18 protein-coding genes, 2 pseudogenes, 1 riboswitch and 1 other annotated feature are annotated in these 20,588 nt (G+C 39.7%); of the genes and pseudogenes, 14 read left to right on the top strand and 6 right to left on the bottom strand.

Annotated elements, in window-relative coordinates:
- The first annotated feature begins 6 nt into the window (after positions 1 to 6).
- On the top strand, positions 7 to 1,953 hold the full coding sequence (locus tag J2Y67_RS22115; protein WP_310177551.1) for an acyltransferase family protein: 1,947 nt from the start codon (positions 7 to 9) through the stop codon (positions 1,951 to 1,953).
- A gap of 118 nt (positions 1,954 to 2,071) precedes the next feature.
- Here J2Y67_RS22115 and J2Y67_RS22110 read toward each other — a convergent pair.
- Positions 2,072 to 2,233, bottom strand: a pseudogene (locus tag J2Y67_RS22110) (ATP-binding protein); the annotation flags it as partial.
- A 226-nt stretch (positions 2,234 to 2,459) separates the two neighbouring features.
- On the opposite strand from J2Y67_RS22110, the gene J2Y67_RS22105 reads away from it, so the two are divergent.
- Positions 2,460 to 2,636: a putative periplasmic lipoprotein gene (locus tag J2Y67_RS22105; RefSeq protein WP_310177550.1), complete on the top strand. Its 177-nt coding sequence runs from the start codon at positions 2,460 to 2,462 to the stop codon at positions 2,634 to 2,636.
- Between the two features lie 351 nt (positions 2,637 to 2,987).
- Here the strand turns inward: J2Y67_RS22105 and J2Y67_RS22100 are convergent.
- Positions 2,988 to 3,353: pseudogene (locus J2Y67_RS22100) on the bottom strand (LOG family protein); the annotation flags it as partial.
- A 67-nt stretch (positions 3,354 to 3,420) separates the two neighbouring features.
- Between J2Y67_RS22100 and J2Y67_RS22095 the strand changes: the two are divergent.
- The 4 genes from J2Y67_RS22095 (at position 3,421) to J2Y67_RS22080 (ending at position 5,946) form a co-directional block, all read left to right on the top strand.
- Entirely contained in the window at positions 3,421 to 3,738 is a 318-nt protein-coding gene (locus J2Y67_RS22095) for a lysoplasmalogenase family protein (protein WP_310177548.1), read from the top strand.
- A gap of 497 nt (positions 3,739 to 4,235) precedes the next feature.
- The gene (locus J2Y67_RS22090; protein WP_310177547.1) at positions 4,236 to 4,382 is read left to right on the top strand and encodes a hypothetical protein; all 147 of its coding nucleotides are present in this window, start codon (positions 4,236 to 4,238) and stop codon (positions 4,380 to 4,382) included.
- Positions 4,383 to 4,390: 8 nt separating this feature from the next.
- Positions 4,391 to 4,537 carry a hypothetical protein gene (locus tag J2Y67_RS22085; RefSeq protein ID WP_310177545.1) on the top strand — a complete coding sequence of 49 codons (147 nt, stop codon included), beginning with the start codon at positions 4,391 to 4,393 and terminating at the stop codon, positions 4,535 to 4,537.
- Positions 4,538 to 4,746: 209 nt separating this feature from the next.
- The gene (locus tag J2Y67_RS22080; RefSeq protein ID WP_310177541.1) at positions 4,747 to 5,946 is read left to right on the top strand and encodes an IS256 family transposase; all 1,200 of its coding nucleotides are present in this window, start codon (positions 4,747 to 4,749) and stop codon (positions 5,944 to 5,946) included.
- 306 nt (positions 5,947 to 6,252) lie between these two features.
- On the opposite strand, the gene J2Y67_RS22075 is transcribed toward J2Y67_RS22080, so the two are convergent.
- From J2Y67_RS22075 to pdxR, 3 genes are all read right to left on the bottom strand, one after another.
- Positions 6,253 to 7,158 carry a nuclease-related domain-containing protein gene (locus tag J2Y67_RS22075; protein WP_310177540.1) on the bottom strand — a complete coding sequence of 302 codons (906 nt, stop codon included), beginning with the start codon at positions 7,156 to 7,158 and terminating at the stop codon, positions 6,253 to 6,255.
- 113 nt (positions 7,159 to 7,271) lie between these two features.
- Complete coding sequence (locus J2Y67_RS22070; RefSeq protein WP_310177538.1) at positions 7,272 to 8,192, bottom strand: alkaline phosphatase family protein; 921 nt, start codon at positions 8,190 to 8,192, stop codon at positions 7,272 to 7,274.
- Between the two features lie 302 nt (positions 8,193 to 8,494).
- A complete protein-coding gene (gene pdxR, locus J2Y67_RS22065; protein ID WP_310177536.1) occupies positions 8,495 to 9,883 on the bottom strand; it encodes a MocR-like pyridoxine biosynthesis transcription factor PdxR in 1,389 nt (462 codons plus the stop codon).
- Positions 9,884 to 9,992: 109 nt separating this feature from the next.
- On the opposite strand from pdxR, the gene J2Y67_RS22060 reads away from it, so the two are divergent.
- The 3 genes from J2Y67_RS22060 (at position 9,993) to J2Y67_RS22050 (ending at position 14,094) form a co-directional block, all read left to right on the top strand.
- Positions 9,993 to 10,922 carry a DMT family transporter gene (locus J2Y67_RS22060; RefSeq protein ID WP_310177535.1) on the top strand — a complete coding sequence of 310 codons (930 nt, stop codon included), beginning with the start codon at positions 9,993 to 9,995 and terminating at the stop codon, positions 10,920 to 10,922.
- A gap of 172 nt (positions 10,923 to 11,094) precedes the next feature.
- Positions 11,095 to 11,667 carry a TetR/AcrR family transcriptional regulator gene (locus J2Y67_RS22055; RefSeq protein WP_310177533.1) on the top strand — a complete coding sequence of 191 codons (573 nt, stop codon included), beginning with the start codon at positions 11,095 to 11,097 and terminating at the stop codon, positions 11,665 to 11,667.
- An 87-nt stretch (positions 11,668 to 11,754) separates the two neighbouring features.
- Positions 11,755 to 14,094, top strand: a complete 2,340-nt coding sequence (locus tag J2Y67_RS22050; RefSeq protein ID WP_310177531.1) for a YhgE/Pip domain-containing protein — start codon at positions 11,755 to 11,757, stop codon at positions 14,092 to 14,094.
- Between the two features lie 160 nt (positions 14,095 to 14,254).
- Here J2Y67_RS22050 and J2Y67_RS22045 read toward each other — a convergent pair whose 3' ends face one another.
- Entirely contained in the window at positions 14,255 to 14,509 is a 255-nt protein-coding gene (locus J2Y67_RS22045) for an alpha/beta-type small acid-soluble spore protein (protein WP_310177529.1), read from the bottom strand.
- Positions 14,510 to 14,613: 104 nt separating this feature from the next.
- Positions 14,614 to 14,826, top strand: a binding site (T-box leader).
- A 51-nt stretch (positions 14,827 to 14,877) separates the two neighbouring features.
- On the opposite strand from J2Y67_RS22045, the gene argS reads away from it, so the two are divergent.
- From argS to J2Y67_RS22020, 5 genes are all read left to right on the top strand, one after another.
- Positions 14,878 to 16,572, top strand: coding sequence for an arginine--tRNA ligase (gene argS / locus J2Y67_RS22040; RefSeq protein ID WP_310177527.1), 1,695 nt, complete (start codon positions 14,878 to 14,880; stop codon positions 16,570 to 16,572).
- A 71-nt stretch (positions 16,573 to 16,643) separates the two neighbouring features.
- Complete coding sequence (locus J2Y67_RS22035) at positions 16,644 to 17,114, top strand: DinB family protein (RefSeq protein ID WP_310177525.1); 471 nt, start codon at positions 16,644 to 16,646, stop codon at positions 17,112 to 17,114.
- Between the two features lie 152 nt (positions 17,115 to 17,266).
- Complete coding sequence (locus J2Y67_RS22030; protein ID WP_310177522.1) at positions 17,267 to 17,755, top strand: methylated-DNA--[protein]-cysteine S-methyltransferase; 489 nt, start codon at positions 17,267 to 17,269, stop codon at positions 17,753 to 17,755.
- Between the two features lie 231 nt (positions 17,756 to 17,986).
- Positions 17,987 to 19,813 (top strand): APC family permease, encoded by a 1,827-nt coding sequence (locus J2Y67_RS22025; RefSeq protein WP_310177576.1) that lies wholly within the window; start codon positions 17,987 to 17,989, stop codon positions 19,811 to 19,813.
- Positions 19,814 to 19,870: 57 nt separating this feature from the next.
- Positions 19,871 to 20,046: riboswitch (guanidine-I (ykkC/yxkD leader) on the top strand.
- Between the two features lie 55 nt (positions 20,047 to 20,101).
- A complete protein-coding gene (locus J2Y67_RS22020) occupies positions 20,102 to 20,425 on the top strand; it encodes a hypothetical protein (protein WP_310177520.1) in 324 nt (107 codons plus the stop codon).
- The last annotated feature ends 163 nt before the right edge of the window (positions 20,426 to 20,588 follow it).

Genomic DNA, 20,588 nt, shown 5'->3' with positions numbered 1-20,588 from the left:
AAAGAAATGAACGTAACCCCGCAAGCTGATAAGCGTTATATGCCTGGACTGGACGGATTGAGGGCTATCGCTGTATTGTCTGTCATTGCGTACCATTTGCACTTTGGATGGGCACAGGGAGGATTTCTTGGAGTAACCATCTTTTTTGTCCTCTCAGGTTATTTGATTACCAACCTATTAATGCAAGAATGGGAGCTTACAGGCAAGATTAATCTTAAAAACTTTTGGATGAAAAGAATCCGAAGATTATTACCTGCCCTTTTGTTCATGTTGATGATCGTGATGGCCTGGGTTGCCATTTTCCAGCCGTCCTTGGTGTCAAAGGCGCTTCCGGATCTAATTGCCTCCCTGTTTTATGTGACCAATTGGTGGTTTATTTTTCATAAGGTTTCCTATTTTGAGAGCTTTGGTACACCATCTCCCTTTAACCATTTATGGTCATTGGCCGTTGAAGAGCAATTTTACATTGTCTGGCCCTTTATGATAGGACTGTTAATGGTGGTTTTTGGCCGTAAAAAAAACATGTTGTATTTCACACTGATTGCAGGAATAATATCTGCATTGCTAATGGCCCTGCTTTATCATCCTGGCACCGATCCAAGCAGAGTCTACTACGGGACAGATACCCGCCTATTTTCTATATTACTTGGCGGAAGTTTGGCTGTACTATGGCCTAGTCAGAAACTGTCTAAAAATGCGCCAAAGATGGCTGTTTTCATATTGGATTTTACAGGGATTTTCGGTCTGTTTTTCCTGCTTTGGATGATAAACGGCACAAACCAATATAGCCGTTTTTTATATCAAGGCGGCATGTACCTGGCATCAATTGTAACTCTTGCTGTAATTGCCAACCTGGCCCATCCGGCCAGTCTGCTGAGCAGAATAATTGGGTGCCTGCCCCTCCGGTGGATTGGGGCACGCTCATATGGAATCTATTTATGGCATTATCCGATTATCATCTTAACCACACCATTAAAGAACACCGGGCATCTGTTTACCACGATATTGCAGGTAACAGCCATTATTTTAGTTTCCCAATTATCCTGGAGGTTAATCGAAAAACCCATTTTGTCGGGAACTTCAGTCAAGGCTGACAGTGGTAAGTGGGCAATTAAAAATGCCTTTATTGGCTACAAGCTTTTGGTAAGCACGATTGTTTTCATGATCGTTGTCAGTACTTTTAGTTTGATTTCCAATGCGAACCCGAAAGATAACGAACAACCAGCTGTTAAAATTAAAAATGTTTCTGCATTTGCGGACGGTTCATTACAAGTTTCTGGGCGAAAAGGTAAAGATGTTCTATCTGAATCTGCCTCTCCAAGTTCGTCTGGAACTGCCCAGCATAATGAAAGTACTCAAATTTCCAAAAAGGAGAAGCCAGGAAAAAATCAATTCATGACTAAAAAGGTTGAAAAGCCCAAAGACAAAGCAAAAGCCCCTGGAAATACTCAGGCCACAGTTAAAAGTAATCTAAAGCAGTCAAATCATTCATTTACGTTTATTGGAGATTCGGTTATGGCTGACGTGGCACCCTATATTAAAAAATTGATTCCAAATGCAGTGATTGATGCAAAAATAGGGCGGCAAATTCCCGAGGCATTCACGATTGTTCGACAGCTTAAAGCAAAAGGACTCCTAGGAGATACCGTAATCATTGAATTAGGAACAAATGGAGCCTTTACAACGGATCAAATCAATTTGTTAGTCCGTGAAATGGGAGTTTCCACAAAAATATTTTTCATCAATACTCATGTTCCACGTCCATGGGAACAAGAGGTGAATTCCACTCTTGAAAAAATTACTTCCTCTTTACCAAATGCCAAATTAATCAATTGGTATGAAAAAAGCAAAGGAAGACCCGATTTCTTTTATCAGGATAATGTTCACCCAAATCCAAAGGGCGCTCAAATATATGCCGAGATGGTTGCGAAAGCGCTAGGGGAAATAAATTAAAATAGCACAAAAAATGTACAGCCATACGGACAAAAAATAAAAGTAATCCTTCGTATTGTTTATTAGCTTTCTTTTTTTCATTTCGGTCATTCTCCCTTTATGAGATGACCGCTTTTTTTTACTTTTCCAAGCTTGATTTTGGGAATTTTAAAACAAATTTTGTCCCCTTATTCTTCACACTAAAAACTTCAATTTTACCATTATGGTGTTCCACAAGCTTCTTAACGATGGACAAGCCAAGTCCAAATTCCCCAAAGGGATTGCTGGTTCTTGAAACATCCGTATGGTTGATACGATGTTCTCGGTTTTTTTTTATTAATCAAACGTTTGATTAAAAACGGAGCAACCCGCTAAATCAATAGATTGGAGTTTCTTTACCATTCGTATGAAGTTTTTTAACTATATGTAAATTTATGTAAAGAAATGACTGAAGGTATTCTATTTTCTTGGGAATTTTGTAAGATTGAATTATACCAAATTTTCATACAATCAAGGAGGAATTAAAAATGAAAGAGTTTAAAAAATGGTTATTAGTCTTAATGGCGTCTTTCATGTTAGTCGGGGTTGCTTCAGGTTGTAGCGGAAATAATAAAAAAACGGATGCAAACACACAACAGAACCAAAATGATGATTCAAGCGGATCTCAAGATAACGGAACTGGAACGGATCAATCTGGTCAATAACATTAATGTGAAGGGTGTCCCAAAAGTAATTTTTGGGGCATTTTTTGTACTTATTGAGCACACCATTTTTATGTGCATTTTGCCCATTTGGACAGCAGCATTCGCCAGAATTTTTCCTTAAAAAAATAGAAAAATCCACTATTAAAGCAGGGCGAACCCCTTTTTAATCAAACGTTTGATTAGTTATTGGGTTACAAGGATTTAGTCGAATTTTGTTTATCTAGCATGGTTTTGGCATACAATGCAGATCGGCTCATATTCGGGGATTTATAAAAAACACGCTGGTTAAAATAGTTGTATGTGAATAGAATGAAAGGAAAACAGACCAAAGGTTTGGCCTGTTTTTGTTGATTAAGTCTGCTTTTCAGTTAGGTAAGTTTTAACGGTTGGCGGTTTATATGTAGTAAACTGATCAAGGATCCCTTTGGCATCATGATTGACTAATGCCATTGTACGGTATTTTTTATGTAAAAACTGTTCCTCGGTCATATGGTTAAATAATGCGATAAGAGGGTCATAGTAATGATTAATATTTAAGAGACCGCATGGTTTACGATGAAGCCCCAATTGAGCCCATGTAAAAATTTCAAAGAACTCTTCCAATGTACCAGGCCCACCAGGTAAAGCGATAAAATCATCTGCCAATTCTGCCATTTTTGCTTTTCTCTCATGCATCGAATCTACGATAATCAACTCTAATAAGTTCCTATGAGCAATCCCCTTTGTTGTTGCTGCCATTTTTCATATTTACTTTTTAAAAAAGAACAACTTGCGGGGCCGCCGCATGACAAAGCCGTTATTAATGCCGCTGCTTTTACTTTTCTATATATTAAATGGGAAGCAGCTCGATTTGCTGATTGTTTGGGCTTTGGCCGCAGCGTTTTTTGGTGATGTGTTTTTAATGTGGTCCGAGAAGAAATTGTTATTATTAGCCGGCATTGTAGCATTTTTGCTTCCGTTTCTGGGATCACTCTTATTTCTAATCTCCGATTCACTGCTCGCTTTTGATATGTTTACAGATAAGAAGCAAACAAATCATGCCGGTATCATGTTTAACTACATCTTGGCACAGGCCTTGATTGTTTTTGGGGTTGTCAATTGAGGTTTCTTAGGTTGAATTAAACTGTAATGCCTGTGAAGTGGAAAAAAGAAGTAAGGGAACAATCGAGGGGTGATAGTGCCCATGCAAGAGAAAAAACGAGAAGAGCGGGAACAATCCGGGTCTCATAGTGCCCGAGAAGAAGAAAAAACAAGAGGAGTGGGAACAATCCGGGTCTCATAGTGCCCGAGAAGAAGAAAAAACGAGAGGAGTGGGAACAATCGAGGGGTGATAGTGCCCGAGCAGGAGAAAAAACGAGAAGAGCGGGAACAATCCGGGTCTCATAGTGCCCGAGAAGAAGAAAAAACAAGAGGAGTGGGAACAATCCGGGTCTCATAGTGCCCGAGAAGAAGAAAAAACGAGAGGAGCGGGAACAATCGAGGGGTGATAGTGCCCGTGCAGGAGAAAAAACGAGAAGAGCGGGAACAATCGAGGGGTGATAGTGCCCGTGCAGGAGAAAAAATGAGAAGAGTGGGAACAATCCGGGTCTCATAGTGCCCGTGCAAGAGAAAAAACGAGAAGAGCGGGAACAAACCGGGTCTCATAGTGCCCGTGCAGGAGAAAAAATGAGAAGAGCGGGAACAAACCGGGTTCATAGTGCCCGAGAAGAAGAAAAAATGAGAAGAGCGGGAACAATTGAGGGGTGATAGTGCCCGTGCAAGAGAAAAAACGAGAAGAGCGGGAACAAACCGGGTTCATAGTGCCCAAGGAGAAGAAAAAACAAGAGGAGTGGGAACAATCGAGAGGTGATAGTACCCGTGCAGGAGAAAAAACGAGAAGAGCGGGAACAATCGAGGGGTGATAGTGCCCAAGAAAATGAAAAAGGCAAAGAAGCTGGAAGTATCGAGCATAGATAGTGCCCGTGAACAGGAAAAAGCAAAAAGCATGGGCACTATCAAAAGAACTTGAATAAAAAGACAGTGCGGAAAAAGTTGTGTAAATAAGTTTGAAATCAATCCTCCTTGGCGAGAATTAGGATAAATAATTTTTGCTAAGGAGGATTTTTTCGACATGAAACTACCAAAGGAATTAATCAAAGAAATTGTAAGGGAACAAAAATTCACAAGTACCAATCAAATCATGGAAACGATTAAAGAAATGTTTTCTGATATTTTGGAAGAAGTTCTTCAATGTGAAATGGATGAGCAGCTTGGTTATGATAAACATCAACGCCGGAGTGATGAACCAAGCAATTACCGTAATGGATCTACAAAACGGAAATTAAAAACACAATTTGGTGAAGTGGAAGTTAATGTTCCTCGTGACAGAAAGGGCTCGTACGAGCCCCAAATTTTAGACAAATACCAACGAAATGTGGATGGTCTTGAAGAAAAAATATTGTCTCTATACGCTCACGGTATGTCCACTAGAGATATCCAGGAACAGGTAAAGGATCTCTATAATGTTGAGATTTCATCTGAGTTAGTTAGTAAGATTAGCGAGAAAATTATGCCACAAGTAAATGAGTGGCAAAGCCGTCCGCTTGAAGCCTATTATCCTTTTATTTTCATGGATGCCATTCATTATAAGATTCGAGATAATCACCAAATTGTCTCGAAGGCAGCCTATGTTGTTTTGGGAATCAACAATGAAGGATATAAAGAAATACTGGGCATCTGGGTTGGAGGAAACGAGAGTAGTAAGTTTTGGTTAGGTGTGTTGAATGATTTGAAAACGCGAGGGGTAAAAACCGTTAATCTTTTCTGTGTTGATGGGCTTTCAGGCTTTAGAGAAGCCATTCAGGCGGTGTATCCTTTTGCCGGTATTCAACGTTGTATCATTCACCAGATCCGTTCAAGTACCAAATATGTTTCTTATAAACATCTAAAAGAGTTTGTCGCTGATTTGAAAAAAATATATACTTCTATCAATGAAGAAGCTGCTTTAGATAGACTCTTTGAATTTAAAGAAAAATGGGGCAAAGAATACCCTTCTGCAATTAAGTCATGGGAAGAAAATTGGGATATTTTAGCTGCTTTCTTCGCATATCCGCAGGAAATTAGGAAAATAATATATACTACGAATATTATAGAAGGGCTTCACCGTCAATTTAGAAAAGTGACCAAGACAAAATCCATTTTTCCTAATGATGATAGCTTAAAGAAAATGCTTTACTTGGCATCTCAAAATATTACGAAAAAGTGGACAATGCGATACCGTAATTGGGACATGATCTTGAGCCAGCTTGAGATTTTGAACCAGACATCATAATTGGGGACTCTGTCCCCAAACCCCTGAAGTTTATCGCTTTTGTTTTCCCTAAAACGGACACAAAAAAAACGGACAGCATAAATCCGTCCGTTTTAGTGTAAAAGCCATAAAACCGCTCGGGTTGCACTTCTGCATTGCCCTATCCTATTTTATGGTAAAAGCCAATATTATTTTTGACAGATGATATTTTTTCTATACCTTTAATTTTTTGCCTTGCGAAGATTGTCGAACTTTACTTACACAAGATTTTCCGCAGACCCAATAAAAAATTCAAACTTCACAAGAACACATCAAAAATGCAAAAACTCACTCAAAATATAAAAACTTCCCATTTCTTATTACTTTAAACTTCCCTTTCAAAACTCTCCTAATCGTCTTTTTCGACTCAATTACCTTACACCAATCCTGAACAAGGTTCGTTGTAATTTTCAAGTCCGGAAAGAGAAACATTAATTCTCGTACATTTCGCACAATAGCAGCATTAATCGTTTCCTCAGCCCCACAATTCTCACAAACAAGTTTCTTTTCATCCACAGAAATCGAAAGTGAATGACAAGAACCACAGATGAACCCCTTTTCCAATTTACCGTACTCATAATCTGGCAAATTAGCATTCCGCGATTTCGTTTTATGCAGTGAAACTAGTTTTTCTGCAATCTTTGTATGTCTGTAATTAAGCTTAGACGGTATACAATTTAATTTTTTCATTAAGTGATTTACCTGAGTTGGGAATATAATAGGTTTGTCTAAAGGAGCCTGATATAAAGTGAATGAGGGGTTAATAAAAACAAGGGATGCTTCAACTGGCATCTGAAATCCAATACTTTTGAGGAGCTGGCGAAATAAGGAATGGCTTCGTTCCAATTGCAAAAGAGGGTTACTGATTTCCTCACTAGATTTGGTGTAAAACCGGTCAGTTGCAATATAATAATCACCCTCATAGTTTTTTACATCGAAAAGGATAATCGTATTTTGAAATATCATGCTGGTATCGATTTGAAATTCTGTGTTATTAAACTCAAACAATAAATCATTTAAGATCAAACAATCACTTTCAAGCTTCTCAGTTAATATGTCAAACATTACTTCCCCTTCAAAACCCTTTTCACGGTTTAAATAGTACTTTCTCTCCGTAGGGGTTAAATTCATCCGTGCATTCAATGAACGCATTTTAATTAAATCAATTGGCAAGAGGCGAGGTTTATAAAGCATACTTCACAACCTTTCTTATTTTGTAAAACTACAACTTTATTTTAAAGAAAAATAAAGCCAAAATGGTTGTAAAAAATGAACACTTTGTTAACCCCGCCCAAATTAAACTGCATTTAACGAACCCATATACTCCTAATAGGCTCAGACGTCTTACTTTCCCCCGCATGAGATAATCCGTAAACATCCTCTATCGTCCTTAAAAGATTAAAGTGATTTAGCTTTTCAGGAAATTGGCCTGTTTTTACCATTGGCCCTACAAAAAAGGTCGGAATCTTGTTGTCTTGCAAAAAATCATCTTCGTCCCAGGTCACAATCAATAAACTATTATGTTTTTTCGCCCATTGGACATAAGGGTCAATATGCATCTTCAGCCAATCGTCTCCTTCCTTAATCGTACCATCATGCATATCGTTTCGAAGACTTGGTATGACAAATGAAACCGTCGGTAATTTAGCAAAATCCTTTGGAAAGCTTGTCAATGGCAAATTGGCTTCTTTGGGTACATTGGTGAAGTTTATCCATGGATTATGTTTACGGGCATAACCGCCGGGACCTGTCGATGCCCCATTAAAGCCAACCGAAGGCAAGTCCTCGGAATAGCCTGCAAAGGTATAATTTTTAGCAATCAGCTCGCTTGCCAAATTATCTGTAGAAAATTTCCTTTTAGGAACTCCGTCATCTATAACACCTTGATTTGAACCGGAAAATAAGTTCAAATAGTTGGGCTGGCTTGGGTGCAAGGTGGCATGGAAATTCGTTAGGTTTGCTCCCTGCTTCATCAGTGAATTGATATACGGGGCTGACGGGTTTCCCTGAATAACTTTTTGTGAGCGATTTTCTTCTACAACAATAACGATGTGATCAATTTTTGGAAGATTCCTTGCTGCCTTTTTTTCAGCCGGTGCCTGATCCGAAGCACAAGCACTTAAATTGATGACGACTAATAAAAGGAAAAGTCCCCATTTTCTAAACAAATCAATGCCTTCTTTCTTTTGAATTTTTGGAAAAGATGCCAACCCCGGACGATAATCCAACGGTGGCTCCACTCGAAATTACGTTTTTACTAGGTCTATCTCCATTTTAACCCATACTTGTAAAAATTCTCTTTTAACGTGGATTTTCCCTTAGGATATAACCAATTACAATGTATTACATGGACTTCCTAGAAATTGATTTTAAAAACTAGTAATTTAATCAAACGATTGATTAAATCAAAGCATTGATATATCTGAGCTGCAAAAACTAATCAAACGATTGAATAAATTCTTATTTTTATAGAAAGAACACATTCGAACCGAAAGCCCCCATTGTATTGACCAAATTCCTCAAAAGGGGGTTAGTAAAACCAAGCCTTCGCTAATGACTGAACGGCCTCAACAATTTCATCCTCAGTCAGAGTGGCAAAACCGAGTAACACGGTTCGATCATCATTTTTTCCATAGGGGGAGACCGGATATACTTTTATACTAAATGCTGCAGCTTTATCAATCAGTTCCTGCTCGTTTAGGCCATTATTGGGCCGTATTAAGATATGAAGTCCTGAGTCTTGACCAATGATGTCAACTGTATCGGGGAAATAGCTTGAAATCGCTGAAATTAGCAAATCCCGCTTTTTTTGATAGACAACCCTCACTTTTTGAATATGCTTTTCCCAATACCCATGTTGCATAAATCGTTTTAGGACTTCTTGATCAATCCGCGATACCGTTTGGGCATAAAAAAATAATTCCGCTTGATACCTTTTAATTAATGGTTTAGGCAGGACCATATAGCTAATTCGTAACGAGGGGAGAAGTGCTTTGGAAAAGGTGCTCATATAAATGACTTTCTCGCTCTGGTCCAGCCCTTGAAGCGCAGGAATCGGTTTTCCGACATAACGGAATTCACTATCATAATCGTCTTCAATAATAAAACGGTTCGCTTCTTTTTCCGCCCAGTTTAAGAGCTGCATTCGCCGTGAAATCGGCATGACCATCCCGCAAGGAAATTGATGGGACGGTGTAACACAGACTATATTTGCCCCGCTTTGTTCTAGTTCTGAGAGGATGATACCGCCTTGGTCGAGAGGAATCATCTGTACATCCTCGTCATTTTGCCCATGGGTAAAATGCCTCCGATGATATCCAGGATCTTCTACAGCAAATTTACTTCCATGCAATAGCTTGAGTAAAAGGCTAAATAAGTAAGGCGTCCCGGAGCCGATGATAATTTGGCTGGGAGAGCAATGGACCCCGCGTGATTCAAATAAATATTTTGCAATCGACTCGCGAAGCTCGAAATCGCCCTGTGGATGTCCAAGCAATAACACTTGTCCATTTTCAATCCGCAAAACTTCATTTGTTATTTTCCGATACAAACCAAATGGAAAGGACCCGGCATCCACGCCGGCATAGGTGAAATCATAAGCAAAAAATTGTTCCTTGTACTTTTTTTCCTCGACAAATTGAACCGCCCGCTTAATGGTGAAATTCGCTTGTTCCAGTTCACAAACAAAATATCCCCTCCGTGGTTTTGACTCTATGTAGCCTTCAGCCAAAAGCTGACCGTAAGCGGCTTCGATTGTATTCTGGCTAACTTGCAGATATGCAGAAAGTTTTCGTTTGGAGGGAAGCTTCGTGTTTGGTGGCAATTTCCCTGTCTTTATTTCCTTTTTAATATAGTTATATAACTGAATATATATTGGCTCATCACGATGAGTTTCAAGATTTGGTGTGAATTCCAACAAGAAAACTGGCCCCCTTCATTTTTATGAATCTGATACTTCTTATAGGTTCAGATGTTTTATATAATACCACTATGTTCAAGATGAATCGATAATGGAGGAAGGATTTATTATGAAACCATCAAGACACCTTGGTCTGATAATGATCATTAGCGGTGCAAGCCTTTGGGGATTATCCGGCCCGATGATCCAATGGCTTTTTGATCAGACCGACTTAACATCAGAAGATTATTTGGTTATTCGCCTGCTGTTTGCGGGCATCACCATTTTAGGTTTTTTGCTTTTTACGAAACATAATATTTTTGAAATTTGGAAGCACCCGAAGGATTGGATTCAGCTATGCATTTTTGCTGTAATCGGGATGCTTGCCGGTCAATTTACATTTATTGAAACACTTTATAAAAGTAATGCAGTAACCGCTACTTTATTTCAATTTCTTGGGCCCATCATCATTACGATTTATGTTGCCGCCCGGAAAAAGAAACTTCCGACGACGATTCAATTGCTCGCAGTGGTTGCTGCCGTGTCGGGGACATCTTATCTGATTACAAATGGCTCGATTGAAAATGTCATCTTATCGAAGCAGGCCATTCTTTATGGAATTTTAACAGCTGTTACCTTTGCATTTTATACGCTGCATCCTAAGTCCTTAATTAAACAATGGGGGACTTTGCCAATTGTTGGCTGGGGGATGTTGCTTGGCGGTGTGGTGCTATGGGGATTAAAAAGGGATTTTAGTTTTCACCATGTGGCTCAAACATTGACAAATAGCACTTTTACGATGCTCATCATGATTCTATTAAGTGGCACGGTTTCTTTTTTACTCTATATTGGAAGTTTGAAATATTTAACAGCTATTGAAACCGGCCTTTTATCGAGCATTGAACCGCTTGTGGCGGCATTTCTATCCATTGTATGGTTAAAAGAATCATTTGGAGCCTATCAATTGTTGGGCGGTGCATTTATTGTCGTAGCGGTTATTTTATTAACGATACCTGAACGGGAACTTAAACCGAGCGTAGCCAGGGAACGAGTGTTATGATTTCAGCAGAATGATTTTAAATCTAAAGGACATAATTAAATTGTATGTAAAAAAACGGTCTCTTTTTTTAAAAGAGGCCATGTTTTTATATTGAATCGGCCCGTTAAATGTGATATAGTTACTTTTATTAAAAAATGACTAAAATACCAAAACGGTCAAAAAGGAGGTTCGTATGGCGACAGATCGTAGAAAGATGATTGTAGAGGCAGCCACAAAGTCTTTTTCCTTATTTGGCTATAAAGCAACGACGATGGACCAAGTGGCGAAGCTTGCGAATGTGGGGAAAGGCACCATCTATACCTTTTTCAAAAATAAAGAAGAGCTGTTTGAAGAAATTGTTTCTTCATTAGTCAAAGAAATGATTGCCGAGGCAGAGGATGTAATTCAGCCGGAACTGCCCTTTACAGAAAACGTCCATCGAGCCCTTTACCGTTTATTAGAATTCCGTTCACAGCACCAGCTTATGATTAAATTGATCCAAGAAGAAACGGAAATGGGGACATTGGCGGTTTCTGAGATGCTGCAGCATGTGGAAGAAGAAATTATTGCTTACCTAAAGCAAAAAATTGAAATAGCTATTTCTAAGGGAGCAATTCCTGCAGTCGACCCAGAAATGACCAGCTTTTTACTTCTAAAAATATACATTGCCCTTGTTTCTGATTGGGAAAAAAATCATGAACCCTTAAGTTCAGAGCGAATTGCAGAGCTAATGAAGGTCTTTTTATTAAAAGGATTATCAATTTGATAATCTTCTTTATTTACTCATGAATGACCGAATGGGGATTTTAGTCAATTTTTATTAAATGGATTTTGTCCAAAAAGGAGGCATTATATGAAAGCTTTATCATCTTTGAAAAGTGAGCTTTTGGGGATTATCCATAACCGTAAACTGCTAATCGCCATTATTGGCGTCATGACGATTCCATTGCTTTACAGCGGGACGTTCTTATGGGCGTTTTGGAATCCATATGGTCATGTAGACCGATTACCGGTAGCCGTTGTCAATTATGACCAAGGTGCGGTGTATAATGGGGAAAAGCTTGAAATCGGTGAAGACTTAGTAGAAAAGTTAAAGGATAAAAAAAGCTTTAACTGGAAATTTGTAAGTGAAAAACAAGCAAATAGAGGCTTAGAAAAACAGGATTATTATATCAAAATTGAAATTCCAAAAGATTTTTCAAAAAATGCTACCACATTACAAAGCAATCATCCGAAAAAATTAACTCTCATTTATACTCCGAATGAGGGAACGAACTATCTTTCATCAAAAATTGGTGACTCCGCCATTGAAAAGATAAAAGAAGAAGTGGCAGGTGCTGTGACAGAAACATATGCCGAATCCATGTTTGATCAAATCAAGGATGTGGCTAAAGGCTTAAACAAGGCGAGTGATGGTGCCAAGGAACTCCATAACGGCATCGACTCAGCCAAAGAAGGAGCCGGAAAGTTAAATTCAGGCATTGGTACCGCAAAAACTGGCGCAGCTAAATTAACGAACGGTGCAAGCTCAGTCAATAACGGTGCAAATAAAATTGAACAAAATTTACAAACACTTGCTGAAAAATCAATTACCTTTTCACAAGGATTACAATCCGCGTCATCTGGATCTAAGGATCTTGAAAGCGGGCTGCAGCAGTTTGATACGGGGCTTACTCAAATGCAGGACGGCAATGCCAAATTGTTAGATGGGGCACAGAAATCCCAAGCAGGTGCAAAAAAATTAACAGATGGGCTTGATTCAGCAGCATCGAAAATGCCAGACCTGCAAAAAGGTTCACAGCAATTGGCTGATGGCGCAACGGGACTTTCCTCTTCCATGGAAAAATGGAGAGCCGGTGCTGCAGATGCAAAAACAGGTTCAGCTCAGGTTAGCGAAGGATTACAGGTAACGATTGAGTTTGTAACGCAAATGGAAAAAGAAACAAATGACCCGGTTGAAAAAGCTAAATTAGAAGGCCTAAAAGGAAATTTGGAGAAATTATCAGAAGGGAGCCAGAAGGTTACAGGAGGCGTAGGGGCTCTATCTGATAATGCAGCCCTGTTAGAACAGGGATCCGATCAGCTGGCAGCCGGGGCAAGTCAATTGAACAACGGTCAGAATCAACTTGCCGATGGCGTCAACCAATTGTCTTCCGGAGCAAAACAGCTCGAAGATGGCCAGAGTCAATTAGTCCAGGGTTTAGGCACCTTTGGGGATAAACTGAATGAGGCAAAGAAAGGCTTTAGCCAAATTACAGACGGAAGCAGCAATCTTTCTTCTGGTTTAAATGAGTTAGCAGCCGGCTCAACAAAACTTCAAGACGGAACAAATAAGCTTGCTGATGGTTCCAAGCAATTATCGGAAGGAACTGGTCAATTATATGATGGAACGAAAAGCTTAACTGGCGGAATGTCCAAACTTGGGAATGGTTCTGCTGATTTAACCAGCGGAATGGAAAAGCTTGCCGATGGGTCGAAGGAATTACAAGATAAATTGAAGGATGGAGCCCAAGATGCAAGTGATGTCAAAGCGAATAACAGTGTTTATAATATGTTCGCGAAACCGGTTAAACTGAAAGAAGATCGAATGAACCATGTTCCTGATTATGGTACAGGATTTACTCCTTACTTCTTATCATTAAGCTTGTTTGTCGGGGCTTTAATGTTATCGATTATCTTTCCGATGTATGAACCTGCAAGAAAACCAAAAAGCGGTTTTAGCTGGTTTGCGGGTAAATTAGGAATTTTGTTAATCGTTGGCGTAGGGCAGGCACTGCTTGCGGATGTTGTCCTGCTAACAGGGCTTGGATTAGAAGTTAAAAGTGTGCCGTTATTCATAATGCTGAGTATTTTTACAAGTTGGACGTTTTTAGCGATTATTCAATTCCTTGTAACAGTATTGGATAATCCGGGGCGCTTCTTGGCTGTTATTATTTTAATCCTGCAGCTAACCAGCAGTGCCGGAACATATCCGATTGAATTGGTGCCAAGGATTCTGCAAAAAATGACTCGCCTCTTGCCAATGACATACTCTATTGCAGGATTCAGGTCGATTATTTCAACAGGCGACATTAGCTTTATGTGGGAAAATATCGGGTATATTTCGGTATTTTTTATAGCATTCTTAGCAGGAACACTTGCATTCTTTGTTGCTAAATTTAAGCGGCAAAATGTGCAGCATCAAGAAGGATGATGAAAGGGGTGCTCCAAATCTGAGGGGCACCCCTTTAATGTGTTAAAAAGGCGTTTATCTGCGGTAAATTGGAATTTATCTGCGGAAGTTAAGATTTTATCTGCGATGCAAGGTGATTTATCTGCGCAAACCTCACTTTTATCTGCGAAGAGAGTTATGCTTACTTATTTTTCCCTAGATTCTGTTGTGCCATTTTCACAAGTTCGCGAACCATGCTGCCACCTAATCTGCCGCCGACTTTTCCGGCTTGCTCAGAGGTAAGCTGACCATTGTATCCTTTCTTTAAAGGTACACCCGTTTCTTCCGCTGCTTCAAACTTTGCATCCTCCGGGCTCTTGGCATTGACAACTCTGGCTTTTAACTCATCCAATCCGGACCTCGCTTCAGGAACGAGGATTTTATTCCTTATAGACATACAAATCCCTCCTTTCCGTTAGGATTTCCTCTTATAAGGAAAATTACTAAACAACCACTGGAAAAATCGCGTAGGTTCCAGTATAATATCTGGTAATTAATACAAGAAAATCAATGACAAAGAGAGTAGTTATCTTTGAGGGCAAAGCGATTCAGGGGAGGTGGGAGCCTGAAACCAAGAGAAGATAATGAAGCGCACTTTCGAGATGCCTGTCCGAATTTAGAGTAGGGTATGCCGGAGAATTCTCCGTTACAAAGCGTAAGCTGGTTCTTTTTGAACAATTAGAGTGGTACCGCGGGATAACTCTCGTCTCTTTTATTAGAGGCGGGAGTTTTTATTTTGGAGAAAATTAATATGGAGGTTTTAACATGAATTTTAAGAAAGAGCTTGCCGAAATCCTTTTTGAGTCGCTTAAGGGAGAGATTTCAGTTCAGAATCTCGAACAACTTATTGAAAAACCAAAAAACCAAGAACATGGTGATCTGGCCTTTCCCTGCTTTACACTAGCAAAAGTAAAACGAAAGTCACCAAATCAAATAGCCGAGGAACTAAGCAGCAAAATTCAATCTCCTCTATTTGAAAAAATAGAAGTAATTGGCGCTTATCTAAACTTCTTTTTAAATAAGCAGATGGTATCCGAGCAGGTAATCAAGGAAATTAACACTCAAGAAAGCAACTTTGGCACGCAGGCAATAGGAAATGGCGGGCAGGTGCCAATTGATATGTCTTCCCCGAATATCGCCAAGCCGTTCTCGATGGGCCATTTGCGCTCCACGGTTATTGGTAATTCGCTGTCCTTAATTCTTGAAAAATGCGGCTATAAGCCGGTGAAAATTAATCATCTTGGCGACTGGGGGACGCAGTTTGGAAAATTAATTACCGCCTATAAACTTTGGGGAGATGCCGAGGAGGTAAAGGAAAACCCAATTAAGGAACTGTTAGCCCTTTATATCAAGTTCCATGAGGAGGCAGAAAATGATCCATCTCTTGTCGACCAAGGCAGAAGCTGGTTTAAAAAGCTTGAAGACGGTGACAAGGAAGCGCAGGAGTTATGGCAATGGTTCCGTGATGAGTCTCTCAAAGAGTTCTCTAGAATATATGAATTAATGAATGTTTCGTTTGACTCATTTAATGGTGAAGCTTTTTATAACGACAAAATGGACCGGGTGGTTAAACTTCTTGAAGAGAAACAACTGTTGGTAGAATCGGATCAGGCACAGGTGGTGGAACTAACAGAGGAAGAGCTGCCGCCATGCTTAATCAAAAAGTCAGACGGTGCCACACTTTATGCTACACGTGATTTAGCTGCTGCTCTTTATCGGAAAGAAACCTACGATTTTGATAAGTCCTTATATGTGGTTGGAAATGAACAAAGCCTCCACTTTAAACAATTAAAAGCTGTTTTAGGAAAATTGGGCTATGACTGGGCACAAAACATGGTCCATATCCCATTTGGCATGATGTTGAAAGACGGAAAGAAAATGTCGACAAGAAAAGGGAAGGTTGTTTTATTAGAAGAGGTATTGGATGAGTCGATTTCCATGTCGCGCCATAATATTGAAGAGAAAAATCCAAATCTTGAAAACAAAGATACGGTTGCGAAACAAGTTGGTGTTGGAGCAGTTATTTTCCATGACTTAAAGAACTTCCGAATGAATGATATTGAGTTTTCATTAGAAGAAATGCTTCGGTTTGAGGGAGAAACGGGTCCATATGTACAATATACACATGCACGGGCTTGTTCGATTTTACGTAAAGGAAATTGGTCCGCCGATATGCAGCTGGTGGCAATGGATTATTCTTGGGAAAAAGAATGGAAGGTTATCAGCATGCTAATAGAATTCCCAATTGCAATCAAAAGAGCGCTTAACCAGTTCGATCCTTCCCAGGTAGCTAAATATGTGGTTGACCTAGCCCAAGCCTTTAATAAATATTATGGAGAAGTGAAAATTCTTGAAGACAACGATGAGAAGCAAGCACGGCTAGCCCTTGTTTATTCTGTAACGGTTGTTCTGAAAGAAGGTTTACGTTTATTAGGTATCGAGGCTCCTAAAGAAATGTAAGGCATTTGATTTTCCTAATTGGATGATTTTGGGTTAAAATAGAACCGATTAAAAAATGGGGAGGCTAAGAAATGAGCGAATTATTGTTCAAGCATTTTGAGGTAACTAGGGGAATTTTTTTAAAAAATATCACTACTGCACTGGACGAAACAATCGTTGATGTACAACCGGAAGGATTTAGTAACACCATTCATTGGCATATTGGGCATGTGTTAACAGTAGCAGAGCAATTTATGTTCGGGTTTCCTAAAAAATCAGCCAATCTGCCGGAGAATTATGTTTCATTATTTGGGAATGGAACCAAACCAGCTGATTGGAACGGTGATGTTCCTTCTTTAGAAGAATTATCCCGCCATTTACAAGAGCAAATCATTCGCATTAAAGAGATTCCTGCCGAACGCTTGAATGATCGGCTTGCAGTACCATTTCTTGGTTTAGAAACCTTTGGCGAGCTTGCAAATTTTGGGGTCTTCCATGAGGCCAATCATTTGGGACAGATACAGGCTATGAAACGCGTTGTCGAAGCAGCACGTAAAGAATAATAAGATGGGCAAATTGAAAAAACGTTTCTACATGAAGTAGGAACGTTTTTTCGTTTATCCCGCTATATAGAATCTTTAGTTTCCTACATGGAAATTAAAATCATTGTATACTGGATAGAGAAAATGGATGTATTTTGTCTGGAGTGATTGAATTGAGACTAGGTTATGCAGCTTACGAATCGCCGATTGGGAAGCTTTATGTGATTGCGGATGAAAAAGGGGTTAAAAGAATTGAGATGTTTGAAGAGGACTGGCTGAACTATCAAAAGGAAAACCCTTTATTAAAAGAAGATTTGGAGCTTTGCGGTGAAGCGATAAAACAGTTAGATGAGTACTTTCACGGTCATCGTCAGCAATTCGAGCTGCCCCTTTCAATCGAAGGAACGGATTTTCGGAAAAAGGTTTGGGAGGCGCTGCAATCTATTCCTTTTGGCGAAATTAGAAGCTATGCAGATGTGGCTGAAATGATTGGAAATCCAAAAGCCGTTCGTGCTGTCGGTCAAGCAAATCGGGCAAATCAGATTCCGATTATCATTCCCTGCCATCGGGTAATTGGCAAGAATGGAAGTTTAGTTGGATACGCGGGGAGTAACACCCCAATTAAAAGAAAGTTGCTTGGAGTAGAAGGGGTCAAATTATAGCTTAAAAAAGCTGCTTGGAGGATTTAACCATATACATGCCAAGGCAGCTTTTTTTATTTACCACAATCCCTAATAAATTAATATTTTTCGCCAACATTACAAATACAGGTTATTGAGATTAATCGGTTGGATACTCATGGACTTTGTCGAAAAGAAAATACTTCATATTATCTATAGTAATGTGTTAAAATCAATCGGGTAATTCTACTTCAAGTCTGGTGGGTGAATCACTTGCTCTCTTCTATCAAGAGATTTTTAATTGGACGTCCGTTAAAATCGGCGGCATTAGGTGAACAAAAGTTAAATATATTAAAGGCGTTAGCCATTCTTTCTTCCGACGCACTATCATCGGTTGCATACGGTACGGAGCAAATTCTTATCGTTTTGGCGACCATAAGTGTCATTGCTTTTTGGTACTCGATTCCAATTGCAATCGGCGTATTATTTTTATTAGCAGCACTTATCATTTCTTATCGGCAAATTATTTTTAGTTACCCACATGGCGGAGGAGCCTATGTTGTTTCGAAAGAAAACTTAGGTGAGAATGCGGGGCTAATCGCCGGTGGATCTCTGCTAGTTGACTACATACTGACAGTAGCTGTAAGTGTATCGGCTGGAACGGATGCGATAACATCCGCATTTCCAGCGCTCCATCCGCATACGGTCCCGATTGCATGTGTGTTGGTTGTATTGATTACGATTTTAAATCTTCGTGGCTTGACGGAATCAGCTACTATTCTCGCCTATCCGGTCTATTTATTTGTTCTTGCTCTTTTCATTCTGATTGGTGTAGGTATTTTTAAAATTTTAACAGGAAGTGTTTCCCCAACTGTTCATCATGCTCCGATTGGAGCACCAGTACAAGGAATCACGTTATTCTTATTGCTAAGGGCCTTTGCTTCAGGATGTTCAGCGTTAACAGGTGTCGAAGCGATTTCCAATGCGATACCGAATTTCAAGGATCCTGCTCCTAATAATGCAGCAAAAACCCTTATTTTAATGGGCACTTTACTTGCTGTATTATTTTCAGGGATTACTTTTTTAGCTTTTTATTATGGGATTGCCCCAAAAGCGGAAGAAACTGTTGTTTCACAAATTACAAAGGAAACCTTTGGGCGAAATTATCTTTACTTTTTTGTACAAGGAACGACTGCACTAATCCTAGTTTTAGCAGCAAATACAGGGTTTTCTGCTTTCCCGCAATTAGCTTATAACTTGGCAAAAGATAAGTATATGCCAAGGATGTTTACGATTCGCGGCGACCGTCTAGGGTATTCTAACGGGATTGTCTCTTTAGGAGTCGCATCTATTTTATTGATCATTACCTTTCATGGGGAAACCGAACATTTAATTCCGCTTTATGCAGTGGGTGTATTTATTCCGTTTACCTTGTCGCAGACAGGAATGATCATTAAGTGGGTTCGCGAAAAACCGGCTGGCTGGGTTGCGAAACTAACAGCCAATTTGATTGGTGCAATAATTACACTAATCGTTTTATTGATATTCTTTATAACAAAGCTTGGGCAAGTTTGGTTTGTCTTTATTTTCTTGCCATTAATTGTTATTCTTTTCCATCGGATTAATAAGCATTATGAAGCTGTCGGAGAACAGTTGCGGGTTTACAACCAACAGCCTGCAATACCCGTTGAGGGGAACGTTATTATTGTCCCTGTCGCAGGGATTACGCGGGTAGTGGAAAATTCGATTAATTATGCAAAGTCGTTAACGGATCAAATTTTTGCGGTATATGTTTCATTTGACCGTGAGGATGAAAAACGCTTTGAGGAGAAATGGCAAAAATGGCAGCCGGATGTTCGGCTTGTCACGTTACAATCGCATTACCGAAGCATCCTGCAACCGTTATGTAAATTTATTGATACAGTGGAACATAAAGCGAGTGAAAATAATTATCGTGTTACCGTATTAATTCCACAATTTATCACCAAAAAAAGCTGGCACAATATTTTGCATAACCAATCCAGTTTATTAATACGCGCATACTTGCTTTATAAAAAGAAAGTGATTGTGGCAACCCTGCCCTATCATTTCAAAAAGTAAGACTTGGAAGTGTCTGGTTTCAGGTTTTTGTGCTAAAATAAATCACAAATCATATCGAAAAAAGTTTTCTAGGGTTCCGTGGCTTACTTGAGCCTGTCTGGTCCGAGAGAAAACGCACCATTCTTGACTTTGAGAATTGTCTAGCTTCAGGCGCCATCGGCTCTATGCTATAAGCCGATAGACATGCGCCTTGCGCTTTTCGGTGTACACGGAGGGATAAAAGCCTGGGAGAAATGTCGGAAACGATATTTTTCCGGGCTTTTTTATTTTAGAAGGGAGAGGAAGTCTATGGATTTTTTAGTGGAAAATAAATGGGTCATTCTCGTGAGCCTGGAAGTTCTGGCGTGGTCATCGACCTTTTTCTTGTTGTATGCCCGCTACGGTCTGCAGTCCAGCTTTTGGTTTAAGGTGGCAACGGTTTTATTCGCATTGACCGGAGTGATTCCGCAAGTATTAATGGGGATTATCAACTTTATTGCCACAAGGAAAGTCGATTTGTTTACCTTAATTATTGTTCTGCTTATCCTATACGGATTTACCCTCGGGAAGGGGCATGTCAAAAAACTCGATGCCTGGGCCCAAGGGAAGTTTTCTGAACGGCAGGGTTCATAGATTAGAAAGGGTATTTTTCTCGGCAATTTTTTACTTTGTCAAATCTAAATACCAATTTTATTGATAGTCCCTGCAAAAAGGCCTGTTGATTTCCGCTCCGGTCACTCGCTTTCCGCGGGGAGGTCCTGGAGCCTCCTCGGCGCTTGCGCCTGTGGGGTCTCCA

The sequence above is a fragment of the Neobacillus niacini genome (assembly GCF_031456445.1).
Taxonomy (GTDB): Bacteria; Bacillota; Bacilli; order Bacillales; family Cytobacillaceae; genus Neobacillus; species Neobacillus niacini_I.
Note: the sequence above shows the minus strand (reverse complement) of the source record. Positions and strands in the feature narration are given on the sequence as shown.

Bases quoted from the DNA above. Each gene is read 5' to 3' on its own strand.
- J2Y67_RS22020 (WP_310177520.1), top strand. From the start codon at position 20,102: ATGGATTTTTTAGTGGAAAATAAATGGGTCATTCTCGTGAGCCTGGAA.
- J2Y67_RS22050 (WP_310177531.1), top strand. From the start codon at position 11,755: ATGAAAGCTTTATCATCTTTGAAAAGTGAGCTTTTGGGGATTATCCAT.
- J2Y67_RS22045 (WP_310177529.1), bottom strand. From the start codon at position 14,509: ATGTCTATAAGGAATAAAATCCTCGTTCCTGAAGCGAGGTCCGGATTG.
- J2Y67_RS22075 (WP_310177540.1), bottom strand. From the start codon at position 7,158: ATGCTTTATAAACCTCGCCTCTTGCCAATTGATTTAATTAAAATGCGT.
- J2Y67_RS22115 (WP_310177551.1), top strand. From the start codon at position 7: ATGAACGTAACCCCGCAAGCTGATAAGCGTTATATGCCTGGACTGGAC.
- J2Y67_RS22105 (WP_310177550.1), top strand. From the start codon at position 2,460: ATGAAAGAGTTTAAAAAATGGTTATTAGTCTTAATGGCGTCTTTCATG.
- J2Y67_RS22080 (WP_310177541.1), top strand. From the start codon at position 4,747: ATGAAACTACCAAAGGAATTAATCAAAGAAATTGTAAGGGAACAAAAA.
- J2Y67_RS22055 (WP_310177533.1), top strand. From the start codon at position 11,095: ATGGCGACAGATCGTAGAAAGATGATTGTAGAGGCAGCCACAAAGTCT.
- J2Y67_RS22095 (WP_310177548.1), top strand. From the start codon at position 3,421: ATGACAAAGCCGTTATTAATGCCGCTGCTTTTACTTTTCTATATATTA.
- argS (WP_310177527.1), top strand. From the start codon at position 14,878: ATGAATTTTAAGAAAGAGCTTGCCGAAATCCTTTTTGAGTCGCTTAAG.
- J2Y67_RS22060 (WP_310177535.1), top strand. From the start codon at position 9,993: ATGAAACCATCAAGACACCTTGGTCTGATAATGATCATTAGCGGTGCA.
- J2Y67_RS22035 (WP_310177525.1), top strand. From the start codon at position 16,644: ATGAGCGAATTATTGTTCAAGCATTTTGAGGTAACTAGGGGAATTTTT.